A 15763-nucleotide genomic window follows, 5' to 3' on the forward strand; every position below is an offset into this window, starting at 1 on the left:
CGCATGAAAGCCCTGATCATCGACGACGAGCGCCTGGCGCGAAAGGAACTCGCCACCCTGCTGGAAGCCCACGATGGCATCGAGATCGTCGGCGAGGCCGCGAACGCCGATGAGGCCGAGGCCCTCATCGCGGAGAAGAGGCCCGACCTCCTGTTCCTGGACATCAACATGCCGGGGCGCAATGGCTTCCAGCTTCTGGAATCCCTGGAGCATGCGCCCCATGTGATCTTCGTCACTGCCTATGACGAGCATGCCCTCGAGGCCTTCCGGGTGAATGCGCTCGACTACCTGATGAAGCCCATAGACCCCGCGCGGCTCGAAGAGGCCGTCAACAAGCTCCCGCGCACGGCCGAGGAAGGCGCTCCCCAACGCGAGGTGTTGAAGGAGACCGACCAGATCTTCCTCAAAGACGGCGAGAAGTGCTGGTTCGTGACCTTGAAGGACGTGCGTTCCTTCGAGAGCGAGGGCAACTACGTGCGCGTGCGGTTCGGCGACCAGAAGCCGCTGGTGCTGCGCTCGCTGAACAAGCTGGAGGAGAAACTGGATCCGCTCGTGTTCTTCCGCGCCAACCGCAAGCACATCATCAACCTGCGCTGGGTGGACAGGATCGAGCCTTGGTTCAGCGGCGGGCTCATGGTGAAGCTGAAGCACCAGGGCAAGGATGGCGAGCAGGAGGCCATTGAAGTGAGCCGGAGGCAGGCTGCCCGGTTCAAGGACCTGCTGAGCCTGTGAGGCGGATATTTGCGCCATGAGCGACGGCTACGTGAACACCACCACCGAGGGCGGCATCGCCACGGTCACCTTCCATCACCCCAAGAGCAACAGCCTGCCGGGCCACATCCTGCGCGGCATGGCGGATGCCATCACCAAGGCGGGCCATGACCCCGCCACCCGCGTCATCATCCTGCGCAGCGAGGGCGACAAGGCCTTTTGCGCCGGCGCCAGCTTCGATGAGCTGGTGGCTATCGCGGATGAGGCTCGCGGCCTGGAGTTCTTCAGCGGCTTCGCGCACGTGATCAACGCCATCCGCACCGTGCCGGTCTTCGTCATCGGCCGCATACACAGCCATTGCGTGGGCGGCGGCGTGGGCCTGGCCTGCGCTGTCGACATCGCCTATGCGCACAGCAGCGCCAGCGCCCGCCTCAGCGAGCTCGCCGTGGGCATCGGCCCCTTCGTGGTGGGCCCGGCCGTGGAGCGCAAGGTGGGCACCGGCCATTTCGGACTGCTCAGCGCCACGCCCGCCACGCGCCGCAGCGCACAGTGGTGCGAGCAGCACGGCATCTACGCGGAGGTCTTCGATACTGTGGAAGCACTCGATGCCCGCATCGATGCCCACGCGAAGGAACTGGCCGCTTACAGCCCCGAAGCCATGACCGACATCAAGCGCGTGCTGTGGAAGGGTACCGAGGATTGGGACAGCCTGCTCATCGAGCGCGCGAAGGTGAGCGGGCGCCTTGTGCTGTCGGAATTCACACGCAGCGCCATCGCGACGTTCAAAGCGGAGGCGGCCAGGAAGTGAGCGCGCATGCCGGTGGCGTTTCGGCATCGGTCCAGGCGTCTGGTCCGGTGCCTGTCATGAACGGCTGACAGGGCTCAGTGCAATCGCCGCATCGCCACGCCCGCTCTTCCTCACGCTGCTCCAGCTGCACGACCCGCAGGGACCCAGGAAGCGCTTCGCCCGATCGGGAGGCAGGCTACTCCTCCCCGTCCACGGGCGGCGTATCCAAGGGCTGTTCCTCGATCGGCTCCTTGTACTCCGGGACTTCGCGCTCAGGCAGATTCGTGGCGAAGAAGGCCGGCTTCAGGCCTGTGTTCAGCGTAATCGCCTTCACCTTCATCACGAGTTCGCCCATGGGTCCGCCGCTCTGGGTGATGGTCCGGGGAAAGCTGACGCCGCCCGAGGGCTCGTAATCGGCATACTCCGTCGTGATGACATAGGTGCGCTCATTCAGGTACTTCTGCTCCATCCGCTTGACCTTGAGGCCGGATTGGACATCGTAGTAGTCGCCCACGCTGCCGCCGGAGCTGAGCATCACCTGCAGCTTGTGCGCCGGCCGCCCGTCGACGCCGATGCGCCCCGCGAGGATCACTCGCTCCGCCGTGCGCGCGTAATGCAGTTCCGGCACCGCATGGCCATTGAAGATGAGCTCCCCGAGGTCCATGTCCTCCAGTTCCTGCTCGCCCTGCGGCCCGCGTCGGGCGGCCCGCTCGCCGTCGAAGACCTCTTCCTGGATGAGCGCTCCATTGCTCTTCGTCTCCGAGCGGAACAGCCCGTCAGGCCCGTACCACTGCACGATGCTCAGCGGCATGCCCTGCATCTCCGTCTCGATCTCCATCCGCAGGTCCGTGATGCGACCGATGGCCTCACGGCCGCCGATGGCGGTGAGGTAGCGCTCGATGACCTGGTCTGCGGTGAGCCCGGGCACCTGCTCGAACTGCTCCACGAAATAGTCGCCGTTGTGATCGAGCTCGAGCACGGCGGGATTCGTGGCCCAGCTGAGGGGCTGCAGCCGTTCGCGGAGCTTCTTCGCATCGCCCACCACCAGGATCACTGCGTTATCAGGGTGGAGGAAGGCCTCCGCCGCCGCTTGAACGTCCGCAGCAGTAACCGCTTCCAGCCGCTTCAGGTAGGTGGCGTAATGGTCCTTCGGCAGCTCGTTGAGGTAGGTGTTGAGTGCGAATCGCGCGATGGTGCGCGGATCCTCCAGGCTGCGGCCGAAGCTGCCGGCCATGTACCGCTTGGCCAGATCAAGTTCCTCGGCGGTGACGGCAGTGCTCCGCATGCGCTCGATCTCCCTTATGGTCTCCGCGATGGCGCTGTCGGTGACGGCCGTGCGCACATTGGCGGTGGTGTGGAAATGGCCGTTGAACCGGTCCGACTCCAGGGTCGCGTAGGTGCCATAGGTCCAGCCCTTATCCTCCCGCAGGTTCTGCATGAGCCGGGCATTGAACACACCTCCGCCCAGGATGGTGTTCATGACCTGGGCGCTGAGCGCCCGGGTATCCTTCGGATGCAGGTTGATCGGGAAGGCGACCCGGATAACGGATTGAGCTGCGCCCGGGCGATCAACCAGCACCACGCGACGGGGGCCCTGCGGCCCCTTGGGCGCATCCAGGAAGCGCACGATGCCGATGCCTTCGATGGTCTGCGTTCCGTCCTCGTTCACCACGGTGTACTTCTGTGCGGGCTTCCACTTGGCGAATCGCTGCTTGGCGAGCTCGCGCGCCTCCTTCTCGGTGATGTCCCCTACGAATACGAGGTAGCCTTTCTCCGGCCGGAAGAACTTGGCGTGGTAGGCCACCATCTGGTCGCGGTTCACCTTGCCCAGGGTCTTCTCGGTGACCACCTCCCCGTAGGGGTGCGAGCGGCCGAAGGTGACGGCCGCACCAACCGCATCGGCGATCGCCGCTGGATCCTCCCTGCGCTGCTGCACGCCGCTCAGGCTCCGCTTGCGCGCCTTCTGCACCTCCTCTTCGGGGAAGCTCGGCTCGGTCACCACGTCGGCGAACAAAGCCATGAGCTCAGGCAGGTGCTTCTTCAGGGCACTGCCGTAGACGCCCTCGCGGCTGGTGGAGAGCGTTGCCCCGATGCGGTCCACCTGTTCGTCGATCTGCGCCTTCGATCGCGTGCGGGTGCCGGCCTCGAGCAGTTCGCCCATGAGGTCGATGAAGCCCGCCCGGTCGCCCTGCGCCATGGGGGGGATATCGAACCGCGCCTGCACGCTCACCACCGGCAGCTTGTGGTTCTCCACCACAATGACCCTCAGCCCATTGGGGAGCTCGAAGCTCTTGTGCTCACCGAGCTGAACGGTGGGTGCGGAAGCGGGAGCCGGCGGCTTGGTGCGGTCGATCTGGGCGTTCATCAGTGCAGGAAGGAGGAGCAGCGCACCGGCCAGGCGCAGTCCAAGAGCGGGGATGCGGTGTTCCATGGCGGCAGGGCTAGGGTTGTTTCTGGGAAGCGGGAAGGTAGTGGAGCACGACGCGCGCATCCTGACGGAAATAGGTCAGCGCCGCGCGCTTCAGGTCCTCGGGGCCGAGCGCCAGGTAACGGTCGATCTCGGTGTTCACGAGTCGCGTATCACCAAGGAGCATATGGCAGCGCGCCAGGTCGCTGGCGATGCCCGCGATGCGGCTCTTGTCCTGCACGCTTTCCATCTCCAACTGGGCCAGGAGCTTGTCGAATTCCTCGCGGGGCACGCCCTGCTCCTGGATCCGGCGCACCTCGGCGGTCATGGCCTGCTCCAGCGGCGCGGCCTCGATGCCGGCATTGGCGATGGCATACATGATGGCCAGCCCGCCCTGTTCGAACGGGAGGCTGAAGGCGCCCGTGGCGATGGCCTTCTGCTGCTCATCCTTCAGTGCGCGGTTGAGGCGGCTGCTGTTGCCGCTGCTGAGCAGCCGGTTCACCAGGTCGACCGCATAGTAGTCGCTGGTACCCGTGGGCGGGATGCGGTAGCCGAGCACCACGGCCGGCAGCTGTATCCGGTCGTGGATGACATCCCGCACCTCCGCGCTGGGCCCTGCATCCTCCACTGCGGGCTGTGTCACCGGCTCGCCTTTGGGAATGGTGCCGAAGTACCGCGTAACCAGGTCGCGCGTGCGCACCGGGTCGATGTCGCCGGCCACCACCAGCACGGCGTTGTTGGGCACATAGAAGCGCTTGTAGAAGGCCTGGTAATCGGCCTCGCTGGCGGCGTTCAGGTCCTCCATGTAGCCGATGGTGGGCCAACGGTAGGGATGGGTGCTGTAGGCCCGGGAGAGCACCTCCATGAGGATGGTGCCATAGGGCTGGTTCTCGTACCGCTGCCGGCGCTCTTCCTTCACCACCTCACGCTGGGTATCAACGCCCTTCTGGTCCACTTTGGCGTGGAGCATGCGCTCGCTCTCGAGCCAGAGGCCCAGCTCGAGCTGATTGCTCGGCAGCACCTCGTAGTAGTAGGTGCGGTCGGCGGTGGTGTTGGCATTGAGCACGCCTCCCGCGCGCTCCACGTGCCGGCTGAACTCGCCGCGGCCGATGTTCTGGGAGCCTTCGAAAAGCAGGTGCTCGAAGAAATGCGCGAAGCCGCGGCGCGTGGGGTCCTCGTTCTTGCTCCCCACATGGTACATCACGCTCACCGTGACGATCGGCGTCCCGTGGTCCTCATGGAGGATCACGTGCAAGTCGTTGTCGAGGTCGAACTCGGTGTATTGGATGGCGCTGCGCTGCGCCGTAGCGGATGCTGCGAGCATGAGGGTCAGGATGGCGATCGGGGTCTTCATGCGGGTGACGTTGCCGCGGGGGGAATCCTCGCCGGGGCGCCGAAGGTACAAGGGCGCCACCACCTCGGGAACGCAGCAGGTCCCTGTCAGTCAGGGCGGGCCTGGCCCAGCGACCGGTCGCTCCGGCCGACGATCGCACCGCCGCGCACAGCGCCGATAACCGAGCCGCATCATTCGACGTATGAGGCCACGCACACGACCAGCGCATGGAAGTCAGTTCAGCGGAACGCACCTTGGGGCCTCGCGTGAAGGACCTTCTCACCCTGCTCCTCCAGCGTTTCGATGGACGGCGCGCGGCACTCCTGCCCTTGCGGGACCGGCGCCGCGTGCAGCTGGCATCGGGGGATGTGGACCATCTGGTGGAAACCGCCCATGTACGGCGCACGGAATGGCGCGTGGACCCCGTGCCTGACCGGCTCCTCGAGCGCCGTGTGGAACTCATCGGCGGCTGCACGCGGAGCGATGTGATCAACGGGCTGAATGCCGGCGCCAAATCGTACATCGCCGACCTCTGGAACTTCACCTGCGGCGACCCGTGGAGCATCATGCGCGCCCACCGGGTGCTGGAGCGCGCTGCGCGGCTCGACCTTGCCTACCTCGACCCCACCGAGGGGCGGGTGCGCGCGAATCCCCGCAGCGCCACGCGACTGATGGTAACGCCGCGCCCGCTGCATGTGCTGGAGCGGAGCGTCCTGCTCGACGACGAGCCCAGCCCCGCCGCCTTCCTCGACCTGGCCCTGCTGGGGGTGCATGCGCTGCGGCCGCTGACCGATCGCCAAGGCGGGCTCTACCTGGTGCTCCGCGATGTGCAGGGGCATGCTGAAGCCCGCCTGTGGGCGCAGCTGTTCGACGAGGTGGAGCAGCAGGCCGACCTCCCCCGCGGAACGATCCGCGCCACGGTGATGATCGACTCGATCGCCGGCGCCCTCGAGGCCGACGAGATCCTCTTCGAGCTCATGCACCATGCGGGGGGCCTCGCCATCGATCCACAGGGATATGCAGCGGACCATATCGCCCTGTACCATGGGCCTGATGCCCGGGTCTTCCCCGACCGCGAGGCCATCGGGCTCAACGCCCCATTCCTGCGGGCGCTGGCCCTGCACATCATCGGCCTCTGCCACCGCCGCGGCTGCCATGCCATCGGCTCGCCCTCATTCGTGCTCCCCCCGCGGGACCCGGCCAAGCTGAAGCCCGACTACATGGAGATGCTGGCCGACAAGGAGCGCGAAGCCGCAGACGGCTTCGACGGCACCATCGTGGTGCATGCCGATACGGTGAATGCGGCCATGGCCCAGTTCAACAAAGTAATGCCGCTGGCCAACCAATTCGGCTACCTGCGCGACCATGCCGTGCAGCCTGCGGAACTCATCACCAGGCCTGAGGGCGCAATCACCGTGGAGAGCCTGGTGGGCACCATCCGCACCGTCCTGCGCGCACTGGTGATGCGCTGGCAGGGCAATGCCTGGGTGGTGCAGGGCAGCCGGCTGCACGACCGCTCTTCGCTGCGCCTGGCGCTGCGGCTCCTCTGGCAGTGGTGCCATTCGCGCCAGGGTATCATCACCGCCACCCAGCTCGACATCCACGATGACCTCCTGCGCTACCTGGTGCGCAAGGAATCCGACAAGATGTTCAGCGAGTCCGATGAGCGCACCAAGGCCCTTGCCCGGCAGGCCGTTCAGCTTACGCTGGACCTGGTGCTCGCCGAAGGCGTGCCCCTCGAGCCCCAGGCCTGAGCACGCCGCCTATCTTGCCCGCGCCCAGCCCGCCGGCCATGACCTCCTGGATCCCCGTCAGCGAACGCTTGCCCGATGACGGCCAGCGTGTCCTCTGCTTCCTTCCGAAGAACACCGTGTACCTCCCCGGAAAGACCGGCGCCAGCGAGGAGCGGCACGTGGTGGTCATGCGCTTCGCGCTCGACTTCTTCGTGAAGAACCCCAGCAAGACCGGCTACCAGGGCACGCCTCATCTCTGGCTCGGCGAGGGCACCAGCAACCGCTTCTTCCACGAGGTGTCGCACTGGATGCCATTGCCCGGCCATCCTTGAGCCTCACCGAAAGAAGAAGGCGCGAGGCACAAGCCTCGCGCCTCCGCGCAGTCGCAAGGGGAAGGGATCAGCTCACGATCTCCAGCAGCTCCACTTCGAAGATGAGCACGCTGTTGGCGGGGATCTTGCCCCCGGGGGCGCCTTGCGAGCCGTAGCCCAGCTCGCTGGGGATGTAGAGCTTCCATTTGCTGCCCACGGGCATCATCTGAAGGCCTTCCACCCAGCCGCGGATGACGCCGCCGACGGGGAACTGCGCCGGCTCGCCGCGATCGACCGAGCTGTCGAACTTGGTGCCGTCGGTGAGCGTGCCGGTGTAGTGCACCTTCACGGTGCTCTCGGCCGTGGGCTTGGGCCCCTTGCCCATGGTGATGACCTCGTACTGAAGCCCGCTGGGGGTGGTCACCACCTCCTTCCGCTGGCCGTTCTCGGCCAGGAACTTCTCGCCGGCGACGCGGTTCTCCTCGCCTTGGGCGCGCTCCTCTGCCATGCGCTCCTCCTGGAGCTTCATCATGTAGCGCTGCACCACCTTCTGCACCTCGTCGTCGCTCATCATGGCGGCGCTGTCGATGCCGTCGCGCAGGCCCATGGCCAATGCGGGGATGTTCACGTTGTCCAGCTTGCTGCGCTTGAAATTGGCCCCGATGTCGGCGCCGATGGCGTAGCTCACGGAGTCGATCTCGGTCTGAAGGGTGACACGGTCCTTCTGGCCCTGGGAGCAGGCGGTGATGAAGGCGGTGCCCACAAGGGCGAAGGCGAGGCGGATGGTCATGCGGTTGTGAATGGGGCGCGAAGGTAGTCCTTCGGCCGCCAGCGAAGGGGCCGGAATGCCGCGCATCACGCCGAAGGCTCGAGGAGCCTGCGCAGGGCCTCCCTGAACCGGATGAAGCGGTACAGGTCGTTGTGGCGACCTTTCGGAAAGATGATCGCCTCGCGGTCCACGCTCGCGGGAATGGAAGCATAGAGGTCAAGGGCACAGGCCAGCGGCACCACCTGGTCGCGCTTTCCGTGGAAGATGCGCACCGGACAGCGGACGCCCCGGATGGCACGGTCGTTACGGAAGGGATACCGCAGGAGCCACCGATAAGGAAGCAGCGGCAGTTTCGCCCAAGCCACATCCAGCAGGTTGTTGAACGGCGTCTCCAGCAGCAGCATGCGTGCCTGCCGCTGAGCGGCCAGGGGCACGGCCAGCGCGCTGCCCAGAGAGCGCCCGTAGAGCACGATGCCGGCCGGCGGGACGCGCTCGGCCAGCCAGTCGAACCAGGCCGCAGCATCATCGATCAGGGCCCGCTCGGAGAGCCTGCCGCTGCTCTTGCCGTACCCGCGCGGGTCAGGCATCAGCACATCGTGCCCGAGCGCCGTGAAGCGGGAGGCGAACTTCCCCCATCGCTTCAAGCTGCCCGAGTGGCCATGGAAATAGAGCACCGTGCCCACGGGCCGATCCGCTTTGAACCATAGCGCGTGCAACCGCGCCCCGTCGGGCCGCTCGATCCGATGCTCCGTGTGCGGCGTGGGGAAGCGGTACCGATAGCCCTGGCTCGTCCGGAACCGCAGGAAGATGAAGCGCTCCTGGAAGAGGTAGTAGAACAGCGCCAGCCCCGCGTAAGCCGCAGCAGACACAGCCAGTGCGCCCCAGAGCCAGTTCATGGGGCAAAGGTACCGGGCACGCGCCCGGCGGCCCGATCTTCGCGCCATGCGCAGACTGGTGCTCCTCATGGTGCTGGTGGGCAGCGTGCTCCCGGCGGAGGCACAGGCCATCAAGCGGCGGCACCTGGTGACGCGGCTGGGGTTCGGGGCGGGCATCGCCACGGTGAACCGCACCCCCGATTCGCTGGCGGTCGGTGCCACCGCATGCGGGTCGCTGGCCTTCGGTTTCGGCTATGCCACCGGCAATCGGTGGTCATTCGGGTTCTTATTCGATCGCATCGGTGCGGACCAGCCTGCTCCGGCGGCTGAGCGCATCCGCTTCACTACCTACCAGGTGGAGGTCGCCTACCGGCCGTGGATCGGAGACCGGTCCGCCGTTGAGCTGAGTCTCGCCCTGGGCCCCATGGTGATGGCATTGAAGCCGTACGATGCGAACCTGCCCTTGGTGTCCAACCGCGGCAGCACGCGCCTCAGCGTGCGCTACCTCCGCATGCTCACGGGCACCATCGCCGTCTTCGGCGAGCTGGCCCAGAACTGGAGCGGCCCCGGCAACGTGGTGGACTACGAAGGCCGCGCCCTGTTGAACAGTGCGGGCGAGCCGCTGCTCCTGGCCTGGAACAGCCAGCGCATCAATGCCGGCTTGGCGATGCGTTTCTAAGCCGGCTTGCGGTCACGCAGGAAGACCCACATATCGCCCGTACTCTCCTCAGGCGCGAAGCGGTAACCATCGCCATCGTAGCGCTTGAGGGCCTCAGGGTCCAGCAACCTATGGCGCACGATGTGCCGCGCCATGGCGCCGCGCTGATGCTTGGCGAAGACCATCACCATGCGGTAGCCCTGCGGCGTGCGGTCCTTGAAGACCGGGGTGATGATGCGCGCCCCGAGCCGCTCGGCACGCGCCGCCTTGAAGTACTCCGAGCTGGCCAGGTTGACGACCACGGACGTCCCTGCGGCAGCGAGGTCGGAGCGGAGCTGATCGGATATGCGGTCGCCCCAATACGCATACAGGTCCTTGGATCGGCCCACGCTCAGGGGCGTGCCCATCATCAGGCGGTAATCCTGGATGAGGTCCAGCGGCCTCAGCACGCCATAGAGCCCGCTGAGGATGCGCAGGTGGCGCTGGGCGAATCGCAGATCGGCTGCATCGAGGCTGCGTGCATCGAAGCCGCGATAGGCCTCGCCGTTGAAGGCAAAAACGGCCGGCCGCGCATTGGCCGCGGTAAAGGGCGTGGCCCAGGCCTGATAGCGCGCCCGGTTCAGCTCCGCCAGCTTGGGGCTCAGCTCCATGAGGTCGGCGAGCTTGCGGGCGCTGAGGCTGCGCAGCTTGGCGGCAAGCGGCTCTGCCCGCTCCAGCAGCGCGGGCGTGGTGAGGCCCTCCAGTCCTTGGGGAGTGGCAGCGGCGAGGTCCTTGGCAGGGGAAAGGAGCACAAGCATGGCGGCGCGAATTTGCGGCAACCGGGCAACACACCGCCTTGCACCTGGGTTCGGCCCGCTCACCGGGTCGCCTCCTCGTCCGCGAGCCGGAAGCAGTCGCACCCGAGGGCGTCATCCACGAAGTGCTTCAGGCCGAGCATGGCGCTGCGCGACCGGCGCTTGCCCTCCTGCGCCAAGAGCCAGAGCACCGCGGCCAGTGCCAGCAACGGCAGCGTGGCATAGAAGCCCCACGGCAGCTCCGTCATCATCACCTGCGCCGACCCGATGGCGATGCCGAAGACGGACAGCACCGCGATGCCGATGTAGCTGCCCAGGAACATCATCCAGATCTCCGGCGCCGGTCCGATCAGGCAGCGCACCACCGTGTAGGTCTCGTCACCCGGTTGCTGGTCCATCTCAAGGTCCATGTCGAGCTGTGGCGTCCATGGCACCTGCTGCTCCGGCGGATACTGGAGCACCAGGTGCGGGCCGGTGCCCTTAAGGCGGAAGCCGACCGGGTTCTTCTCCCGCACATGCGTCCTCAGCCGGTCGCGTATCACATCCGGGTGGAGGGTGGTGCGGAAGCGGAACCGCGGGCGGAACTCAAGCTCGGTCATGCCGATGAAGATGGCCATCGGCGCATTCCCGGATGCTGACTCCGGTCAGGAGCGGAGTACATTTGCGGGCCGGGATTGCCCGACCCTGCATCATGAGCACGCTCCTCACCACCGCCCTGCTGGGCATCGGCCTGCTGGGACTGGCCTTCGCCGGCATCGCGATCAAGATCTGGGCGAAGAAGGACGGCCAGTTCGCCGGCACCTGCGCCAGCAACAACCCCTTGGTGCAGGCAGAAGGCGGGGGCTGCGGCTTCTGCGGTGCGCGGCCCGAGGAGAAGTGCCGGAGGGAGGAAGTCGGTGGTTGACGCCCTCAACCTCACTCAGGCCAGCCCTCCGTCATCCACAACGCGTACCCGCCCTTGCCATCATCGCTGATGAGGTAGCCTTGCACCTCGGGGTGGGTGCTCAGCCATTGCTTGGCGCCATCGGTACCCATCACCATCAGCGCGGTGCCCAAGGCATCGGCGGTGGCGCAATCGTCAGCGATTACGGAGGCGCTCAGGAGGTCGCTCATGGCGGGCCGGCCCGTGCGCGGGTCGATGGTGTGGCCGTAGCGCTTGCCGTTCACCTCGATGAACTTGCGGTAGTTGCCGCTGGTGGCCAGGCTGCGCTCCCTCAGCGGCACCACGGCTTGCCGCACGTGCGCATCGCCCTCCACGGGCTTGTCGATCTGGATGGTCCAGTCCTCGTTGCGCGCATTCGATCCCGAAGCCCGCACCTCGCCGCCCACCTCCACCAGGTAGTGCTCGATGCCGCGCTGCCGGAGCAGGAGCGCCATCATGTCCACTGTGTAGCCCTGGGCGATGCCATTGGGGTCGAACTGCACGCAGGGGCCGCTCTTGCGGAAGGTGAGCGGCGCCATCGCGTTCGCCCGTTCCCAGCTGTCGGGGATGTAGATGCGGGGCATGCCCACGCAGCGCAGCAGGCTGTCCACGGCGGTGGTATCGAGCGCCGCGCGCCCCTCCTTGCCCAGGCCCCAGGCCCGCACCAGCGGCAGCACCGTGGGGTCGAAGGCGCCCGCTGTGGCGTTCCACTGCTGACGGGCGAGGGCCAGGACCACCTGGAAGTGGCGGTCGTCCGTGGCGAAGGAATCCGGGGCGGCATTGAAGCGGGTGACCGTAGAGGTGCTGTCCCAGAGGCTCAGGCTGCGGTCGATGACGCGGAACAGGCTGTCCACCGGCATCGTGAGGTCGCGGCCCACCGAATCGAGGTAGGTGATGCGGAACGTGGTGCCCTGCGCCTTGCCCTCCAGCGTGGACCACTCCGGCGCCCGCGTGCCGCACGCGGCCAATGCCAGGCCGAGCGCCATGAACGAAAAGCCCCGCGCGCGGCGGGACTTTCCGGTGCTCACCGGTACGGGCATCATCCGCCGAAGTCGTCGAAGCTCACGTTCTCCTTGGGTACGCCCCAATCGTCCACCATCTTCAGCACGGCGGCGTTCATCATGGGCGGTCCGCAGAAGTAGAACTCGATGTCCTCGGGGGCCTCGTGCTTCTTCAGGTACTGGTCGATCACGGCCTGGTGCACGAAGCCGGTGAAGCCATCGCCCTCGGCATCGTTGATGTCCTTCTTCACCTTCCAGTTGTCCTCGGGCAGGGGCTCGCTGAGCACCACGAAGAACTTGAAGTTCGGGAACTCGCGAGCGATGCTGTTGAAGTGCTCCAGGTAGAACAGCTCGCGCTTGCTTCGGCCGCCGTACCAGTAGGTCACCTTGCGGCCGCTCTTCAGCGTGTGGAAGAGGTGGAAGAGGTGCGAGCGCATGGGAGCCATGCCGGCACCGCCGCCGATGTAGAGCATCTCGGCGTTGGTCTCCTTGATGAAGAACTCGCCGTAGGGTCCGCTGATGGTGACCTTGTCGCCGGGCTTGCGGCTGAAGACGTAGCTGGAGCAGATGCCGGGGTTCACGTCCATCCAGCCGTTCTTGGCACGGTCCCAGGGCGGGGTGGCGATGCGGATGTTCAGCATCACGATGTTGCCCTCGGCCGGGTGGTTGGCCATGGAGTAGGCGCGGAAGATGGGCTCGGGGTTCTTCATCTTCAGGTCCCAGAGCTTGTACTTGTCCCACTCGCCCTTGAAGTCCATGGGGTCGCGGCCCAGCGCCTGCAGCTCCGGGTGCGCGGTGATGTCCATGTCCTTGAAGTCCACCTCGCAGGGGGGCACATCGATCTGGATGTAGCCGCCGGCCTCGAAGTGCAGCGTCTCTCCGGGCGGCAGCTTCACCACGAACTCCTTGATGAAGCTGGCCACGTTGTAGTTCGAGACCACCTCGCACTCCCACTTCTTGATGCCGAAGATCTCCTCGGGCACCTTGATGTCCATGTCCTGCTTCACCTTCACCTGGCAGCCCAAGCGCCACTTGTCGGCGATGGCCTTGCGGCTGAAGTAGGGCGCCTCGGTGGGCAGGATCTCGCCGCCGCCCTCCAGCACCTGGCACTTGCACATGGCGCAGGTGCCGCCGCCGCCGCAGGCGCTGGGCAGGAAGATCTTCTGCTCGCTCAGGGTGCTGAGGAGGCTGCTTCCCGCGGCCACCTCGATGGTCTTCTCCCCGTTGATGCGGATCTTGACGAGCCCGCTCGGCGATAGCTTGGTCTTGGCGTAGAGGAGCACGCCGACGAGCAGCAGGGTGACGATCAGGAAGACCGCCAGGGTGATGAGGATGGTGGGACCCATGCTTCAGATCAGATCTTGATGCCCATGAAGGCCATGAAGGCGATGCCCATGAGGCCGGTGAGGATGAAGGTGATGCCCAGCCCGCGCAGGGGCGCGGGGATGTCGCTGTAGCGGAGCTTCTCGCGGATGGCGGCGATGGCCACGATGGCGAGGAACCAGCCCACCCCGCTGCCCAGCGCGAAGCTGGTGGCCTCGGCGATGGTGCTGTACTGGCGCTCCTGCATGAAGAGCGCGCCACCCAGGATGGAGCAGTTCACCGCGATGAGCGGCAGGAAGATGCCGAGCGCGCCATAGAGCGCCGGCGCGAACTTCTCCACGATCATCTCCACGAGCTGCACGATGGCGGCCACCACGGCGATGAACATGATGAAGGCGAGGAAGCTCAGGTCGATGTCGGCGAAGCCAGCGCCCAGCCAGCTCAGCGCGCCCTGCTTCAGCACATAGTTCTCCAGCAGGTAGTTCACCGGCACGGTGACGCCCAGCACGAAGATCACCGCGGCTCCCAGGCCCACGGCCGTCTTCACCGTCTTGCTCACGGCGAGGTACGAGCACATGCCCAGGAAGTAGGCGAAGATCATGTTGTCGATGAAGATCGCCTTGACGAAGATGTTGACGAGGTTCATGGCGTGCTGGGGTTAGGCCTGCTCGATGAGCTTCGTGTTGCGGGAGCGCTGGATCCAGATGATGATGCCCACGATGACCAGCGCCATCGGGGGCAGGATCATCATGTTGTTGTTGAAGTAGCCCCCGCCGGCCGTGGCGTACCACGCCTCGGGGATGATGCGGAGCCCCATGATGCTGCCGTTGCCGAAGAGCTCGCGGAAGAAGGCCACCACCACCAGGATCCACGCATAGCCCAGTGAATTGCCGAGGCCGTCGAGCGCGCTGGGCCACACCTTGTTGCCCATGGCGAAGGCCTCGTAGCGGCCCATGAGGATGCAGTTGGTGATGATGAGGCCCACGTAAACGCCCACCTGCTTGCTCACGTCGTACACATAGGCCTTCAGCACGATGTCCACCAGCGTCACCAGGCCGGCGGCGATCACCAGCTGGGCGATGATGCGGATGCGGCCCGGGATCATGTTGCGCAGGGCGCTGATCACCATGTTGCCCACCACCACCACGGCCAGCACGCTAAGGCTCATCACCACGGCGTTCTGCACCTTCACGGTGATGGCCAGCGCCGAGCAGATGCCGAGCACCTGCACGGTAATGGGGTTGTTGTCGTTGAGGGGGTCGGTGATGAGCTTCCGGTTCTTCTTGCTGAAGAGCCCTTCGCTCGCCTTGGCGGGTGCTGCGGTGGCGGTGCTCATGGGTTGACGGAGGTTGTGAGGGTGGTATCGGCGGCGAGGCTGTCGGCCACGATGGGCTCGGCCACCGGTGGCGGCGGCGGCGCCACCACGGATTTCAGGTACTTGTCATAGGTGGCCAGCGTGCGCAGCAGCATCTCGCTCACGCCATCGCTGGTGATGGTGCCGCCGCTGATCCCGTCCACGCCATGCGGGTCGGTGGTGCCGGTGCCGCCCTTGTACACCTTGATGCCGGCGTAGCTCCCGTCCTCCTCGGTGAAGGTCTTACCGGGGAACTGGCCGGTGAAGACCGGGGTGGCGATTTCCGCGCCCAGGCCGGGGGTCTCGCCCTTGTGGTCGAAGGTGCTGCCGAACACGGTGCGGCCATCGCTCTCCACGCTCAGGTAGCCCCAGATGGGCCCCCAGAGGCCCGTGCCCACCACCGGCAGCACGAAGAGCTCATTGCCTTCAGCGGTAGCCTTGTACACCGGGTACTTCAGGTCCTCGGCCTTCAGCACGCCGGCCTTCCAGTCCTTGTACTGCTTCAGCACGTCGAGGCTGAAGGCATCGCCTTCCACGGGCTTCCCCTCCGCATCCACGAGCAGGGTCTCCTTCACCAGCTCCTGGTACTTGGCGGGCGCGGCATCGCGCTCCACCTTCACGTTCATGCTGGCGAGGATGTTCTGCATCTTCTCGCGCCGCACGTTCTCATCGTAGGCGGGCTTCAGCGCCAGGAAGGTCACCGCCAGCAGGGTGCCCACCACCACCACCAGCACGGTGGCGAAGATGAAGGTGAACGAGTTGCTGTTCTTGTCGAAGGCCATGGC

Annotated in this window: 17 protein-coding genes; 6 read left to right on the forward strand and 11 right to left on the reverse strand. The window is 66.0% G+C overall.

Annotation, left to right across the window (positions count from 1 at the left end):
• The first annotated feature begins 3 nt into the window (after nt 1-3).
• The gene (locus tag QY325_07695; protein ID WKZ67804.1) at nt 4-732 is read left to right on the forward strand and encodes a LytTR family DNA-binding domain-containing protein; all 729 of its coding nucleotides are present in this window, start codon (nt 4-6) and stop codon (nt 730-732) included.
• Nucleotides 733-748: 16 nt separating this feature from the next.
• A complete protein-coding gene (locus QY325_07700; protein WKZ67805.1) occupies nt 749-1519 on the forward strand; it encodes an enoyl-CoA hydratase/isomerase family protein in 771 nt (256 codons plus the stop codon).
• A gap of 175 nt (nt 1520-1694) precedes the next feature.
• Here QY325_07700 and QY325_07705 read toward each other — a convergent pair whose 3' ends face one another.
• Together QY325_07705 and QY325_07710 are read right to left on the reverse strand one after the other, a co-directional pair.
• Entirely contained in the window at nt 1695-3929 is a 2235-nt protein-coding gene (locus tag QY325_07705) for a pitrilysin family protein (GenBank protein WKZ67806.1), read from the reverse strand.
• A 10-nt stretch (nt 3930-3939) separates the two neighbouring features.
• A complete protein-coding gene (locus QY325_07710) occupies nt 3940-5259 on the reverse strand; it encodes a pitrilysin family protein (GenBank protein WKZ67807.1) in 1320 nt (439 codons plus the stop codon).
• A 245-nt stretch (nt 5260-5504) separates the two neighbouring features.
• On the opposite strand from QY325_07710, the gene QY325_07715 reads away from it, so the two are divergent.
• Together QY325_07715 and QY325_07720 are read left to right on the forward strand one after the other, a co-directional pair.
• The gene (locus QY325_07715) at nt 5505-6992 is read left to right on the forward strand and encodes a hypothetical protein (protein ID WKZ67808.1); all 1488 of its coding nucleotides are present in this window, start codon (nt 5505-5507) and stop codon (nt 6990-6992) included.
• Between the two features lie 38 nt (nt 6993-7030).
• Entirely contained in the window at nt 7031-7303 is a 273-nt protein-coding gene (locus QY325_07720) for a DUF551 domain-containing protein (protein WKZ67809.1), read from the forward strand.
• Between the two features lie 67 nt (nt 7304-7370).
• Here QY325_07720 and QY325_07725 read toward each other — a convergent pair whose 3' ends face one another.
• Together QY325_07725 and QY325_07730 are read right to left on the reverse strand one after the other, a co-directional pair.
• A complete protein-coding gene (locus QY325_07725) occupies nt 7371-8072 on the reverse strand; it encodes an FKBP-type peptidyl-prolyl cis-trans isomerase (GenBank protein WKZ67810.1) in 702 nt (233 codons plus the stop codon).
• A 65-nt stretch (nt 8073-8137) separates the two neighbouring features.
• Complete coding sequence (locus tag QY325_07730; protein WKZ67811.1) at nt 8138-8947, reverse strand: alpha/beta hydrolase; 810 nt, start codon at nt 8945-8947, stop codon at nt 8138-8140.
• A gap of 46 nt (nt 8948-8993) precedes the next feature.
• Here QY325_07730 and QY325_07735 point away from each other — a divergent pair, with 46 nt between their 5' ends.
• Nucleotides 8994-9605, forward strand: coding sequence for a hypothetical protein (locus tag QY325_07735; protein WKZ67812.1), 612 nt, complete (start codon nt 8994-8996; stop codon nt 9603-9605).
• On the opposite strand, the gene yaaA is transcribed toward QY325_07735, so the two are convergent.
• Nucleotides 9602-10381 carry a peroxide stress protein YaaA gene (gene yaaA, locus QY325_07740; protein ID WKZ67813.1) on the reverse strand — a complete coding sequence of 260 codons (780 nt, stop codon included), beginning with the start codon at nt 10379-10381 and terminating at the stop codon, nt 9602-9604. The genes QY325_07735 and yaaA overlap by 4 nt on opposite strands.
• Nucleotides 10382-10440: 59 nt before the next feature.
• Nucleotides 10441-10995, reverse strand: coding sequence for a hypothetical protein (locus QY325_07745; protein WKZ67814.1), 555 nt, complete (start codon nt 10993-10995; stop codon nt 10441-10443).
• A 74-nt stretch (nt 10996-11069) separates the two neighbouring features.
• Between QY325_07745 and QY325_07750 the strand changes: the two genes are divergently transcribed.
• Nucleotides 11070-11282: a membrane or secreted protein gene (locus QY325_07750; protein ID WKZ67815.1), complete on the forward strand. Its 213-nt coding sequence runs from the start codon at nt 11070-11072 to the stop codon at nt 11280-11282.
• Between the two features lie 11 nt (nt 11283-11293).
• Here QY325_07750 and QY325_07755 read toward each other — a convergent pair whose 3' ends face one another.
• Genes QY325_07755 through nqrC form a run of 5 tightly spaced genes read right to left on the reverse strand, consistent with a single transcriptional unit; the run spans nt 11294 to nt 15760 of the window.
• Complete coding sequence (locus tag QY325_07755) at nt 11294-12286, reverse strand: FAD:protein FMN transferase (protein WKZ67816.1); 993 nt, start codon at nt 12284-12286, stop codon at nt 11294-11296.
• Between the two features lie 53 nt (nt 12287-12339).
• The gene (nqrF, locus tag QY325_07760) at nt 12340-13647 is read right to left on the reverse strand and encodes an NADH:ubiquinone reductase (Na(+)-transporting) subunit F (GenBank protein ID WKZ67817.1); all 1308 of its coding nucleotides are present in this window, start codon (nt 13645-13647) and stop codon (nt 12340-12342) included.
• Nucleotides 13648-13655: 8 nt separating this feature from the next.
• Nucleotides 13656-14270, reverse strand: coding sequence for an NADH:ubiquinone reductase (Na(+)-transporting) subunit E (gene nqrE / locus QY325_07765; protein WKZ67818.1), 615 nt, complete (start codon nt 14268-14270; stop codon nt 13656-13658).
• A 12-nt stretch (nt 14271-14282) separates the two neighbouring features.
• Nucleotides 14283-14960 carry an NADH:ubiquinone reductase (Na(+)-transporting) subunit D gene (locus QY325_07770; GenBank protein WKZ67819.1) on the reverse strand — a complete coding sequence of 226 codons (678 nt, stop codon included), beginning with the start codon at nt 14958-14960 and terminating at the stop codon, nt 14283-14285.
• Nucleotides 14957-15760 (reverse strand): NADH:ubiquinone reductase (Na(+)-transporting) subunit C, encoded by an 804-nt coding sequence (nqrC, locus tag QY325_07775; protein ID WKZ67820.1) that lies wholly within the window; start codon nt 15758-15760, stop codon nt 14957-14959. The genes QY325_07770 and nqrC overlap by 4 nt, the downstream gene beginning before the upstream one ends.
• Nucleotides 15761-15763: the final 3 nt, after the last annotated feature.

It is taken from the genome of Flavobacteriales bacterium (genome assembly GCA_030584065.1).
Lineage (GTDB): Bacteria > Bacteroidota > Bacteroidia > Flavobacteriales_F > PHOS-HE28 > PHOS-HE28.